Raw genomic sequence first — 13364 nt, 5'->3', positions numbered from 1 at the left:
GGTTCAGTCCATCGAATCAGACGAGAAAATGACGACTGCAATGCCAGATCAACGGCCCCGATTCAGATTGCGAACGATACGCCTGCGGACGGGAACAACAACCCTCATCACCGATGATTTCGCATTGTCGGTCCCGGCGTTCGCACCGGGCGGCTGAGGATTTACTCCGAGTTTGCGCAGGATGTGATTGGCGGCCAGGATGCGGCCACGGGCCCGGCTCGCGTCGGTCTCATAGACGAACGCATAGGAAACGCTGCGTTCCGCGCCGGTTTGAACCCAATGGGGCGCGTCCTGCGGCTGGTGAAAACCACTACCGGGCACAAGGTCGAAGACATGTTCGAGGCTCTTGTCTCGCGTGGCCAGATCCACCTGGCCGATCTCGACTATGCCCTGCACGTAGAAATCCTCGAGTTCGTCTTCCCGAACGGCACTGGGACGATAGACATGGTAGTGCTTGTCGCCCTCGATCTGGAAGAAGTGATTGATTTCCGGATCGAAATGGAACGGCGTGGTCGAGGAGGCGGAGCTGACGAAGATGGCCGATTCGAGCCGCACGACCTTTTCACCATTGAGACCGCCGCGTAGTTCGATCACTTTTTCGAACAGCTTGTCCAACAGTTCTCGAAAGCCGGCGTCATAATTCTCGGGCCGCTTCAAAAGCACGCGCGTCGGCCCCGTGGCAAGCTGAGCAAGCGCCTCATCCGGCTTCGACGTTTTTGATTTGACATCGAAGAATCGGGTCCCCGGCGTGGAAGCCGAATTGGAAACGTAATAATCCGCAGGTTTCCCACCATACTTCTTCGCCAACTCCGCTAGTGCCGCCGGCTGGAACATCGACAGCTGATGCAGACAGTGCTTGAAACTGAACGGTGTATTGTTGAATGCGGTCTTGTAGACGGCTTGATCAACGGTCAGCAGAGCGTCGGCAGAAGGGATCATTGTTGTAAATCCAAAGGGTTAGACAACGTCGCAAGCGCGGCAGAACCCGATGTCCAAGGCCTCTCTCGTCAGCGCTTGACTAGCCGCAAGCCATTCCAGCCAGCATATGAGAGGGCATGCTATTGGTGTAGCAGACGCAGCACTGCTGGCTACCGCACGCAAAACATGCCTCGATAGATTTAACCTTTAAACCCCGTCTCTCCGTACGCGGACACACAAACGCTCTCGCCTGCCTCGGTCAGAATGTGCAAGTCGCGCACTGGAGTACCCCATGACCGCAAAACCCAGTCTCACACGCAGCGCCACGCTCAACTTCGTGGGCGGGATCCTGCCTATGTTCGTTGCGCTCGTGACGACGCCGATTTATCTCCACCACATCGGTGCGGCGCGCTACGGGGTACTCGCCATCGTCTGGATGGTGCAGGGTTATTTCGGCTTTCTCGATCTGGGGCTGTCTTCGGCGACGTCCAACCGCATCGCGCAACTCGGCGATGCGCCACACCGCGAGCGCGAAGCAGTCCTGTGGACAGCGATGATCCTCAACGCAGCACTGGGTCTCGTGGGCGGCGTAGCACTGTATGCGCTCATGCACGCGCTGCTCGCGTACTTCGACATGGGGGAGGCCCTGCGCGTCGAGTTGTTGCCCGCATTGCCCTACGTAGCCTGTCTCGTGCCGCTCTCGAATCTCATTTCCGTGTTCAACGGCGCACTCGTGGGGCGCGAGCGCTTTGGCACGCTCAACGCGGTAACACTCCCGGTCACGCTGATGTATCAGCTTGTGCCGCTCGGGGCGGCGCTCGTCTTCGGGCCGAATCTGCGCTTTCTGGTGTTCGGCACGCTAGTGGCCGGGGTAGCGGCGCTGACGGTGACGGCATTCGCGGTCTGGCGCGTCTTTCCGTTGCGCCTCGCCAGCGGCCCACGCCGCGAACTGGTCGGCCAACTGTTTTCCTACGGCGCGTGGATCAGCGTGACGAGCCTGGCGCAGCCGCTGCTGGAGACCGCCGACCGCCTCATGATCGGCCACGCGCTCGGGCCGCAGGCAGTCACCTACTATCAGGTGCCCTTCAATCTCGCCGCGCGCGCGCGACTTTTTCCATCCGTCATCGCCCGGACGCTATTTCCGCGCCTCTCGGCACTCGACGCCGCGAGCGGCGTGGCGCTCTCCTCCAGCGTGATACGCGGCCTCGCCGCCGCACTCACGCCGATGATGGTGTTCGGCATATTCCTTATGCATCCCTTTCTCTCACTGTGGGTGGGCCAGGAATTCGCCTCACGTGCCGCGTCGGTTGGTGAGACGATTCTGGTTGGCATCTGGATCAACTCCCTCGCATGGATCGCTGCCTGCCACCTGCAGGCAACGGGCAGGCCAGGCATCGTCGCGCGTTTGCAGGCTTATGAAATGTTGCCGTTCCTTGCCTTGCTGTGGTGGATGCTGCAACACTTTGGCGTGCTGGGCGCAGCGCTCGCGTGGAGCGCGCGCAACCTGCTCGACGGCGTGCTGTTGCTCCATGCCGCGCGTCTGGATGCGCGGCCAACACGCATGCTGGCCGTGCCGGCGCTGATCGTCACAGCAGCGTATGTCGGCACACTCGTCTTCGCTCCACTCACATGGCCAAGCATCGTGGTGTGGCTCGGTATGACAGCCGTCTCGCTCGCATGGAGCGCACGCACCGAACCTCGGTTCTACGCACGTGTGCTCGAGCTGGTCGCGTCGATGCGCAACTACACGCGACGGTGGGCGCAAAGCCAATGATCACGCGGCATGGCAACGGGCACTCCCTCCCCGCGCGATGTCTGAATGACCGCGCCGACACAGAGCGTCCGCTCCGGTCGGGATTGTCGAACACGCAGACTGCGAGCCAGACATGAGCAAGCTCCACTCCCTTACCGTGCTGCGCGCAATTGCGGCCACGACGGTCATCTTTTTTCACATCCTTGCGCCGACCGGACACACGTTCGGCGAATTCGGCGTGGACATTTTCTTCGTGCTCAGCGGATTTGTGATCGCACTCGTGCTGGATAGCCCCGGTATGACCGTAGGGCGCTTTCTCGCAGACCGCATTGCCCGAATCGTGCCGCTCTACTGGCTGCTGACATTCAGCGTATTAGCCGGCACCCTCATCGCCCCGTCTTTGTTCAATTCAACGACGGCCAACTTCGGAAACCTGCTCAAGTCGCTGCTTTTCATTCCCTACCGCAAGGAAAGCGGCGAAATTTTCCCGATGTTGTTCGTCGGCTGGACGCTGAACTACGAAATGATGTTTTACGTGGTTGCGGCAGTGTCGCTGATACTGATGCGCCGCCATCGACTGCTATTCGCGTCGGCATTGATCTTCGCAATCTTTTGCGCATTAAAGGCCTCAGGCTCGCACGGCGCGATTGCCACGTTCTACTCCTATCAGCGCGTATTTGAGTTCCCGCTCGGCTTCGCGAGTTATTGGCTCTGGAGGCTCGGGGTCCGGATCATACCGGTCCTTGCGGGCTGTATCGTGGCAGGCGCCTACGCATGGATGGCATTCGTGGACTGGCACGCAATGGCGAATATCCCGTTGCTGTATTACGGCATTCCGGCGTTCCTGATGGTCATTGGCAGTCTGAGTCTCGAATCGAAGATGGGGTCGGGCCTGTTGACACGTGGCGCGATATTCGTTGGCAATGCCAGTTATGCCGTCTACCTGAGCCATCCATACTGCGTCGAAGCAGCGCGCAAACTGCTGCCGAGGGCTATCAATGATTTTGACGTCACTGCGCCCATCGGCGTGGCGGCCATCATTGTCCTGGCGACAGCGGTGGGCGGCATACTCTACTGGTTCGTCGACCGACCGCTGCACAAGAACGCGCGCCGGCTATTGCAGCGGCTAGCGAAGATACCGTTGCGTGGAACAGGCCACGCAGGACTGAACCAGCCGGTCATGGCCACTCATGAAGCCCGGGCCCGCAACGTGCCCGTCAAACAGGACGCGAGCTGACTGGCGAACCTTGGCGAGAGGTTGGCACTGACGGCAATCAAAGGTGATCGGAGCCGGCGCGAACCGGCCTCACCTCAGTTGGCGACTCCGGCTATGCCGCCCTGTTCGAGATCGAAGCTGCTCATGCGTGGCAGGAGCACTCAGATTTGCCCCCCGCCCTCGATGTCCTGCATGAGCCACCTAACGACGTAGCGCGAACCATCGGACGTCAAGTGATCCCGGTCCGCGTACATAAACGCCCCGCCCTGCCGTGCGTAGCAATTCTGCGCGTCGCACAGAAGCGGAACCGGATTGAACACCTTCACGTCGGGAAACCTGGCCAGCACCGCTCGGATGCGCGTTTGCACGGCCCTCAGCCGCTTCTCCACTTTTGCGCGTGGGACCGCGCAGGGCGAGCGCACGGAAAATTGCACGGGGCGGCGTACGCAGGCGCTGGGATCGAAATCCAGCTCCGGCGTGTCGAGCACGAACACCACGTGCTTACCCGCAGCGGTAAGCCGGCCCAAGGTGCGTTCAAGACCGGCGAGATAGACGTCCAGGTTGCTCTCTTCGTCACGCTGGCCCAGCGTCGGATTCGCCCGACCGCCGCCCGCAGCCACGAGACGGATATAGCCACCCTGACCGTAGTCGAAGCCGCCCGTGATCGACGAAATGGCGTAGCTCGACAGCACCACCGAACGGATGTCGGACGATTTCACGACGTAATCGAGCACGCCGCCGAACAGCGCCGCGCAATGCTTGACGTGCTCGCCAAGGTAAATGTCAACGCCGGAAAACGGCGGACAGTTGCCGCTACCGACCGCAAACAGCCCAATCCCGTTGGATGCCAATGCCGGCCGCAGCCCTTCGTACAAGTGATTGGCGTGACTGTCGCCGAGCAGCGCCACCTCGGGACGTTCGTTGGGCGCGGGAATGACGCAGAATTCCGAACCCGGGAAGGTCTTCTTGCATGTGTCAGTGAGTACCCAGTGTTGCTGATGCGCGCCGAAGCTCGCGTCGGGAAAACGGTCCGGCAAGCCGTTATCGCTCGAAATCGCGTAGCTGGACAGGCCAACGCCCGTCATCATCGCGACTAGCACGCTCGCAGCACGCACAGGGTGGCACCGCACCGTGCGGCTGAAGCGCGCGGGCGTCTCGATAAAGCTGAGTGTGATGGAAGACAACGCAAAAGCGACGACGATGGCGGCGACCAACATCGTCGCCGTTGGCGTGCCGCCACTCAAAAGATGCAGAAAGACCAGTATCGGCCAATGCCAGAGATAAAGCGGGTAGCTGATGAGTCCGATGTAGACCAACGGCTTAAGGGCAAGCACCCGGCGGTTGAACCAGGCCGCCGGGCCTGCGGAAATGATGAGCGTGGCGCCGCCGGCGGGTAGTGCCGCCCGCCAGCCCGGAAACACAATCTTCGGATCGAACAACGCAAGGCTGACGGCAATGAGGGCGACGCCTGCAAACGAGGCGAAATCGCGCAGCGTCAAGCGCCATGCCAACGCCGTATCCCTTGCAAGCGCGGTGCGGCGTTCGCCGGAATGAAACTCCACCCATGCAAGCGCGGAGCCAAACAGCAATTCCCAGAAACGCGTGACCGGCAGATAAAATGCCGCGATGGCGTGCGTACCGCTCAGGAAGATGCTGCTGGCAAGTGACAGCACGATGCCCGCGGCGATCGCAATTGTCGCCACGCGCCGACTCACGAATCGCCAGAGCAGAAAGAGCGCGATCGGCCAGACGATGTAGTACTGCTCCTCCACGCCGAGCGACCACAGATGCAGGAGCGCGCTTGTCGATGCCCCCTGCGAAAAGTAGTCTCGCGTCATATAAAAGTAGATGTTCGCGACGAACGCGACGCTCGCGAGTGCATCCGATGCGAGCTGCTTGAGTTCACCCGACGCCATCAGCACGATGCCAGCCGCGAGACTGGTGACCATCACGGTGATGAGAGCCGGGTAGATGCGCTTGATACGCCGCGCGTAGAAGTCAATGAGGCTGAAGCGTCCCTGATCGAGCGTCTCGATGATGTGCTGCGAAATCAGGTAGCCGGAGATCGCAAAGAATATATCCACGCCGGCGAAGCCACCCGCCAGTGTCCCAGGGAACGCATGGAAAATGACCACTGAAATAACCGCGGCCGCGCGCAATCCATCAATGTCCGGCCGATAAGCCTGTACAGGCTTGCGCGATGTGACGCTCATCGATGTCTCCCCTCGAATGTCCGTGTGGCTGCGAGCCTGGCCAACGGCAAATCCGCTCGATGACGACGCGCGACGCAGCGCGCCGTTCAGGCTGCTGGTACATGGTATCGGCTCGCCATACGCGCACTGCTACCTACCCCACGCAAGCGCATACATCCCAAACGCTCTCGCACCCTGTGTGGCGCACCGCACATACGGGATACGATTCGCGAGCGCTCGATATGCGTGTATTTGCGTGTGCGGTAGGCAGCAGTGCTGCGTCTGCCAGACCAATACCATGCCTTCTACATGGTGGCTGGAATTGCTTGCGGCATCCGCAACTTTCAGCCCGAGGCCAGACAACGGCAGTTGGCCCCAGCATAGACACTGAGGACGGAAACACTGAGGATGGAAACCGTGAAAATAAGCCACGACAGAGGCCCCTCTGCCGGCAAGCAATCAAAAGTTTGCCTGATCTTCGCCACGCGGGGCCGCGCCGAGCTCCTTAAGCATGTCATCGCCTTCGTCGATCTGCAGACTGTCAAGCCGGATCTGATCATCGTCTCTTGCGTATCGGATGAGGATATTGGCGACCTTGCAAGCCAACCTGGCATGCTCGTCATCAAGGGGAAGCCTGGCAGTTCCGCGCAACGCAATACCGCATTGAACCATGTGCCGGAAGACTTCGACGTCGTGATCTTTCTGGACGATGATTTCCTGATGCACAGCACATGGATTTCGGAAATCCTCAAGGTCCTGGATAGCGATCCCTCTATCGCCTGTGTTACCGGAACGGTACTCGCAGATGGCATCCATGGGCCGGGTTATTCGTTCGAAGAAGGACGAGCTATCCTGGCCGGGACGCGTGAAACCCCGGAAAGATTGATTGCAACTCCGGCCGGTGCTCCCTACGGGTGCAATATGGCGTTTCGAGCCCGCAGCATTGCAGGCCTCCGCTTTGATGAGCGCCTTGTTCTCTATGGCTGGCAGGAGGATCGTGATTTCGGAGGCCAGATATGGAATCTCGGCCGTCGTGTCGTTCGCGTTAATACCGCACTCGGAGTGCACCTGGGAGCCAAGCGTGGGAGGGTGTCTGGGCGCAAGCTAGGCTATTCACAGGTCATCAATCCACTCTATCTAGTGAGAAAGAAAACGATGCCTTTGCGCGTTGCGCTCGACCACGTTCTGCGAAATGTTGCCAGCAATATTGTACGAAGTATTGCACCGGAGCCTTGGGTCGATCGTCGCGGTCGTCTGAGCGGCAATCTGATCGGCCTCTGGGACTTCGTACGAGGAAGGCTGACACCTGAACGAGCGGCAAAGTTATGAAAACTATCGAACATAAGACGATAGCGTTAGATTGCAAGCCGGCATTCTTCCTGTACCAGCCGCGGATCGTCGAGTGATTGTTGAGTGCGCCGCACAAGCCGCCGCGCGGGGTTAAAAGGCCAGGCGCACTCTCCCACGCGGCTCTTCGCCAGAACCCTACCCGCGGCGTTTCGGCTGCGTCACAAATTCAACAGGCTCTACGTCGACAGGTTCTACTACGTTACGACTGGGCCAGACATAGGCAGAAGAGGCAACCCGTCCCTGACGCCTGAATACGCGTCTTGACGCAAGCGGCGAGAGTGCCCCCGCTGCGGCCGCAAACAGGTAGAAACACGAACCCAGCTCGAACACCCCAGCCGAAGTCGAAGCGACGATCAATGCCGAGATCATGCTATGCCGAGCCGCGTAGCAGACGGCGCGTTCCGTGATTGGGTAATGGGCTGGCATCGGCGAGAGCAGAGACTTGCCAACGAACATCCCATAGCAGACCGCACCCACGATACCCAGACTCCCCAGCAGTACCACCAGGAAGCTCGATGCGCGAATGCTGCCCAATCCGACGCCTATCCCATAGGTATCGAAGAAATTGGTCATGCCCTGAGTGTTCCAACTCATTCGTTCAACGCCGGATGAGCTACCAGCTTTGCTCAATATCGCCGCGTCGACGAATTGCCCGAGCGTATCCACCACCCCCGGCAGGAAGAGTATGACGTAGAGCACACCCAGCACGCCCATGCAAGCAGAGATGATCCACATGCGATGCTTGCGCACAGCAGCGTCGCGCGCGACAAGATGCGGCCTGCTGAACACCAATACGATCAGATACCCAGCCATCCCGACATAGGCGCTTCCCGAAGTGGACAGCAGCATCAGTGCACCCGTCGCGACAGCAAGTGCGCCGGCCAGTTTCGGACGCCACCCGACCAGCCATAGATTCAGGCAAAAGACAAAGAGCGGCAGCGTGAAGGTTGAGAACGCGGAAGTCTCGCTGAACGTGCCGCTGATGCGCACCAGTCCACCCAATTCCTCGCCGCTCAGATCGGCGAACTGTGCTGTCTTGACGAGCGAAAGAACATCAATGCCGACAATGTGCGAAACGGCATCGATCACGCCTGCGAGCACGTCGAGCAGAGTGAGCAGGAAGATCGCGTTCGCGAAGGTCCTGTACGCGCCACGACATTTCAGAAATGCATACATGCAGCAATACACCACGACATCGCCAATGCAATACACCACCTGAGACAGATTGCCCGAGACGGGGCGGAGCGGCTGTAGCAGTATCAAGTCGGTACTGCGATCGACGGGAAACACGAACGTCGTACCGAGTAACAGGCGCGGCAGCAGGATGGCGCCCACACTTGCCCACAGGCAGTTGCAGAGCAGCCAGAAACCCGGCTTGTCCATCGAGAACGCATCGCCAAGCTTCTTCCCGCCGACAAGATTGAAAGCCCTCAAGGCGAAGAATGCGAGAAAGAGTTGTGGCGGCAAGATGCCGATACCGCCCAATCCCAACGCGAGCGCACAACCGAACAGCGAGTAGACAGCCATTCCGTAAATCACGGCGCGATGCGACGTGTAGAGCGCCACCATTCCGGTGACGAACACAATGATCCCGAATATCGTCAGTTCCACTTGCTTGAACCCCTATCCGTCCGCCGCACGCTCATGCGCGAACGATCTTGTTGCTGCGCCGTCTCATGCGGAGCGTCGGTACTGGAGCGCCGGCGGTGTATCGGCAAACCCTTTGTTGTCATGCATCGCGCGTTCCACGACATCCATGAATTCGTGTTTGAAACGTTCCGCCGTAAAGCGCAAGGCATTGCGGCGGCAGACTTCCCCACGAAACAGCGGGCGCGCTTCGAAACGCTCCACCGCATCGACGATGGACGCCACATTCTGCTCATCGAAGAAAAGCCCCGTGCCGCGCTCCGGATCCGAAGAATCGACGACGATCTCCCGCACACCTCCACGGCCCAACGCGATGACCGGGGTGCCGCAGGCCTGTGCTTCGACTACCGAAATGCCGAAGTCCTCTTCCGCGGCGAAGACGAAGGCGCGCGCGCGTTGCATGTAGTCCACCAGCACCGCATCGGGCTGATAACCGAGCAGCGTTACGTTAGGCGTCGCGCATGCTTTGGCGCGCGCGAAATCGGGGCCGTCACCGATCACCACGAGACGCCGCGAGGGCATCGCCGCAAAAGCCTCGACGATGAGCGGAATCCGCTTGTAAGGCACCATGCGCGAGGCAATCAGATAGAAGTCCTCATGCTGCGTGCCAAGCTCGAACCGCTCGACATCGACAGGTGGATAGACAACGGTGGCGTCACTACCATAGGCCTTCCGGATGCGTCTTCCGACGAAGGCCGAATTGGCGACGAAAGCGTCCACACCATGTGCGGTGCGATGGTCCCAGATACGCATGTAATGAAGCAGCAGACGCACGATCCAGCTCTTCATGCCGTGCTGCATGCCGGCTTCGGCCAGATATTGATGCTGGAGATCCCACGCATAGCGAATCGGCGAATGCACATAGCTCACGTGCACCTGATGCGGCCCGGTCAGCACGCCTTTGGCCACAGCATGGCTCGACGAAATCACGAGATCGTAGGCCGATAGATCGAACTGCTCGATCGCCAGCGGCATAAGCGGAAGGTAGCTGCGGAACGATTTGCGCGCCCGCGGCAAATGTTGAATAAACGAAGTATGGGCGCGTTTTCCGCCCAGCACGCCCCGCTGCGACTCCGGAAAGAAATCGACGATACTGTAGAGATCGGCATGGGGAAACAATTGAAGAATCTGTTCCACCACCTTTTCCGAACCCGCATACGCAGCGAGCCAGTCATGCACGAGGGCTACCCGGCCGAAGCGACGTGTGTCGTTTGCAAGGGTTGCGGCAAGCGTTACATTAGCCACGGCGATATCTCCTCGATCAGCTTGACTGCGGTGGCACGCCAGGTCAGTTCCGCAGTACGCGCACGGCCCCGCTCGCGCAGACTCGCACGCAGCGCGGCGTCGCTGGTGATCTGTTCAAGCAGGTGCGCTAGTTCCGCGGGATCATCCGGCGAGGTGTAGAGCACGGCATCGCCACACGCTTCCAGCACGGCCGGCAACCTCGAAGCAATGACAGGACAGCCGAGAGCCAGCGCCTCGACCGGCGGCAGCCCGAAGCCCTCATAACGTGACGGATACACGAAACACGCCGCGCGCCGGTACAGCGCCGCCAACTCGCCGTCGCTCACGTAACCGAGGTGTTTCACGAACGCGGGCAACGCATCCCGGCCCGCTCCGTACACCCTCGAATCCCCGCCGCCCACCACCACGATGTCGAACTGCGCATCGTTGATGAGGTGCGCGGCCTCGGCCACGAGACGGAAATTTTTGTGCCGGTTGAGGCTTCCCACCGCCAGCACGAATGGACGTCCGTTCAGCGTGGACTCCACTGCGCCTTGATCCTGTTGCACACGCAACATGTGCTCTCCGCTCTCCGGCACGACACCAATCTTGCCGGCAGGAATCCGGTAAGCGTCGCACAACTCGCGCCGCGAGAATTCCGACACGGTGAGCACGCGCTGCGATACCCGGCCGATGCGTGGTGCCATCAGGCGGTACCAGGCGACAAAGGAGCGGCTGTAACTGTCGGGCACGCGTGCGGGCGCCGCGTCGTGCAGCACCGTCACCTGACGGCCGTACATCAGCGGCCCGGAGTTGCAGAGATTGAGCAACAGGCGGCCCGATGCCGCCTGTGGTAACGCGAGTTGTTCCCAGCGCAGGCCGCCGCCTTTTCCGCTCCCCCGCAGCCCGACGTGCCGAAACGGATTGACCATGCCGGCCAGTGCTTCGGGTACGACGATTTCGGTCCTCAGTCCGGCGACGAGCGGATCGTCCAGTTCGATCAACTGATCGAGCGCTCGAATGGTCTCGAATGCGAAGCGATCGACGCCCGTCGCGCGGCGCCCCAGAAAACGGCCATTGATTACCAGATTCGGAGTATGCAGGGGTTTCATCGGCGGGTTCCGGGGCATCGCTCAAGGTACGTCGTTACGCGTGCGCAAAGTCACCGCGGCACACAACCAGATTCGACAGACCGCGTCATACAGGTCATATGGCCCAGAGTGTGACCGACCCGCAGCCAGAAAAATGTTCGCCGTCGCTCATGCAACGCCAGTTTTCACACCGGGCCCCGTTCGCCGGCAATCGCATAGGTGAACCGGAACGCCCGCGCGTACAAAAACGCAGCCCGCCGCGGCGGGCCGGGCGGGCCAGGATATCCCTTTGCCTCGGAGACCCACACCTTCGCGCAGCATGTCACGTCCTATCCGTTCGCCGTCGCACACACGAAGGACGCAACAACGTATCAAGATGATCTTTGAATGCGTCTCCAACAGAGGCCAAACCATCGAGATGCCGGCATCGCGCAACGCGCACGGAGCCGGCAGCCCTCTCACACAAGGAATCCGCCGTGAAGCATCCCGTAGCAACCACCCGTGTCCTGCCCGCCAACACAGCCGTCTCGTCCGGTTCGCGATCCGCGAACCGGACGAAAACATACCGGTGGTTCGGCACACGCGCCGCCGAAAGCGTCGCAGCAGGCATCTGCGTGCTCGCGTGCGTATCGACGGTGCAAGCCAGCGATGCTGTGCGAGCCATGCCTGCCGACACCTTCATCGAGACACTCGCTGTCATTACCCACGTCAACTATACCGATGGCGCCTATGTCAACGTACGTAACGTCGCCGACGATCTGGCATGGCTCGGCATCCATCACGTGCGCGACTATGCGCCCGGCAGCAGTCCGCCGTTTTCAAGCTATGTCTATCTCGCGCAACACGGCGTCAAATTCAACTTCCTGACGGGCTCGAACTTTGCGGAGTCAATCGGACAGGCTGCGAAATTGAACGTCACAGTGCCTGGCAGTGTCACGGCCATCGAAGGTTTCAACGAGATCAACAACTGGCCGATCCCCTATCACGGCCTCACGGGCACCGCTGCCGGGCTCGCCGTGCAGCGCGAGATCTACGCACGTGTACACGCCACGCCGGAACTCAAGGGCGTGCACGTCTACGATCTCACCGGCTACGACGAGAAGTCAGTCGAGACGCGCGCAGATTCCGCCGATTACGCGAATCAGCATGTCTACCCACAAAACGGCGAACAACCAACCTATAACGCGAACGGCGACAGGTGGATGGGCGCGGCCATTGATGCCGTCAAGAAGTTTCAGCTGCCGCTCGTCATCACCGAATTCGGCTACTTCTCGATGCCTCAGGCAGGCTGGTACATGCTCGGCGTCGACGAGCCGACCCAGGCCAAGGGTGTTCTCAACGGCTACATGGACGCGGCGGCGGCGGGCGTAAAACGGACCTTTGTCTACGAACTGCTCGACCAGAAACCCGATCCGCAGAACAAGAGCGGCGAAATGCACTACGGACTCTTTCGCAACGACAATAGTCCCAAACAGGTGGCCCACGCGATTCGCAATCTCACGTCGATACTGAACGCTGGCACGACACTGCGCGCGAACGGCACAACCGGCGCGGTGCGTGGCACCCTCGCTTATAGACTCTCCGAAATGCCGGTATCGGCGAACAGTTTGCTGCTGCAGAAAAAGGACGGTCGCTTCGTACTGGCGCTATGGAACGAAACGCCGATCTGGGACCGGGCGGCGGGGACACCGCTCACCAGCCCGCCTGCCTCTGTCGAACTTGACTTCGGCGTGAAAGCGAGCCGTGTTGACCTGTACGATCCGCTCGTTTCGGCGGCGCCGCTCGCCAGCCATCGCGATTTGCGCCAACTCACCGTGAACGTACCTGACCACGTCATTCTGCTCGAAGTCACACTCGCGGACACGCCGGGAACCTGAACGCGTTCGCCAGCGCCTGACCGCTATCCCGAGGCTGCCGATTCGAGCGACGAGCCACGGGTGTACGGGCGTATCGCCCCGTACGGCGTCCGTCCG

Annotated in this window: 9 protein-coding genes; 4 read left to right on the top strand and 5 right to left on the bottom strand. The window is 60.4% G+C overall.

What is annotated here, in order from left to right; all coding sequences use genetic code 11:
* Positions 1 to 48: 48 nt before the first annotated feature.
* On the bottom strand, positions 49 to 939 hold the full coding sequence (locus M0D68_RS28425) for a hypothetical protein (RefSeq protein WP_256456434.1): 891 nt from the start codon (positions 937 to 939) through the stop codon (positions 49 to 51).
* A gap of 271 nt (positions 940 to 1210) precedes the next feature.
* Here M0D68_RS28425 and M0D68_RS28420 point away from each other — a divergent pair, with 271 nt between their 5' ends.
* Together M0D68_RS28420 and M0D68_RS28415 are read left to right on the top strand one after the other, a co-directional pair.
* A complete protein-coding gene (locus M0D68_RS28420; RefSeq protein WP_211701682.1) occupies positions 1211 to 2692 on the top strand; it encodes a flippase in 1482 nt (493 codons plus the stop codon).
* A 112-nt stretch (positions 2693 to 2804) separates the two neighbouring features.
* Positions 2805 to 3908: an acyltransferase gene (locus tag M0D68_RS28415; protein ID WP_093632542.1), complete on the top strand. Its 1104-nt coding sequence runs from the start codon at positions 2805 to 2807 to the stop codon at positions 3906 to 3908.
* 140 nt (positions 3909 to 4048) lie between these two features.
* Here M0D68_RS28415 and M0D68_RS28410 read toward each other — a convergent pair whose 3' ends face one another.
* Entirely contained in the window at positions 4049 to 6100 is a 2052-nt protein-coding gene (locus tag M0D68_RS28410; RefSeq protein WP_211701683.1) for an acyltransferase family protein, read from the bottom strand.
* Positions 6101 to 6487: 387 nt separating this feature from the next.
* Between M0D68_RS28410 and M0D68_RS28405 the strand changes: the two genes are divergently transcribed.
* A complete protein-coding gene (locus M0D68_RS28405) occupies positions 6488 to 7408 on the top strand; it encodes a glycosyltransferase family 2 protein (protein WP_266226039.1) in 921 nt (306 codons plus the stop codon).
* A gap of 156 nt (positions 7409 to 7564) precedes the next feature.
* Here M0D68_RS28405 and M0D68_RS28400 read toward each other — a convergent pair whose 3' ends face one another.
* The 3 genes from M0D68_RS28400 to M0D68_RS28390 form a co-directional block, all read right to left on the bottom strand.
* Positions 7565 to 9040 carry a hypothetical protein gene (locus M0D68_RS28400; RefSeq protein WP_244862870.1) on the bottom strand — a complete coding sequence of 492 codons (1476 nt, stop codon included), beginning with the start codon at positions 9038 to 9040 and terminating at the stop codon, positions 7565 to 7567.
* 63 nt (positions 9041 to 9103) lie between these two features.
* Positions 9104 to 10321, bottom strand: a complete 1218-nt coding sequence (locus M0D68_RS28395) for a glycosyltransferase family 4 protein (protein WP_266226037.1) — start codon at positions 10319 to 10321, stop codon at positions 9104 to 9106.
* Positions 10309 to 11412 carry a glycosyltransferase family 1 protein gene (locus M0D68_RS28390; protein WP_054034696.1) on the bottom strand — a complete coding sequence of 368 codons (1104 nt, stop codon included), beginning with the start codon at positions 11410 to 11412 and terminating at the stop codon, positions 10309 to 10311. Before M0D68_RS28390 ends, M0D68_RS28395 begins: the two co-directional genes overlap by 13 nt.
* Before the next feature lie 455 nt (positions 11413 to 11867).
* Here M0D68_RS28390 and M0D68_RS28385 point away from each other — a divergent pair, with 455 nt between their 5' ends.
* The gene (locus M0D68_RS28385; RefSeq protein ID WP_200655043.1) at positions 11868 to 13268 is read left to right on the top strand and encodes a calcium-binding protein; all 1401 of its coding nucleotides are present in this window, start codon (positions 11868 to 11870) and stop codon (positions 13266 to 13268) included.
* The last annotated feature ends 96 nt before the right edge of the window (positions 13269 to 13364 follow it).

This window comes from Paraburkholderia sp. SEWSISQ10-3 4 (assembly GCF_030464785.1).
GTDB lineage: Bacteria > Pseudomonadota > Gammaproteobacteria > Burkholderiales > Burkholderiaceae > Paraburkholderia > Paraburkholderia aspalathi.
This window is presented reverse-complemented; position numbering and strand designations above follow the sequence as displayed.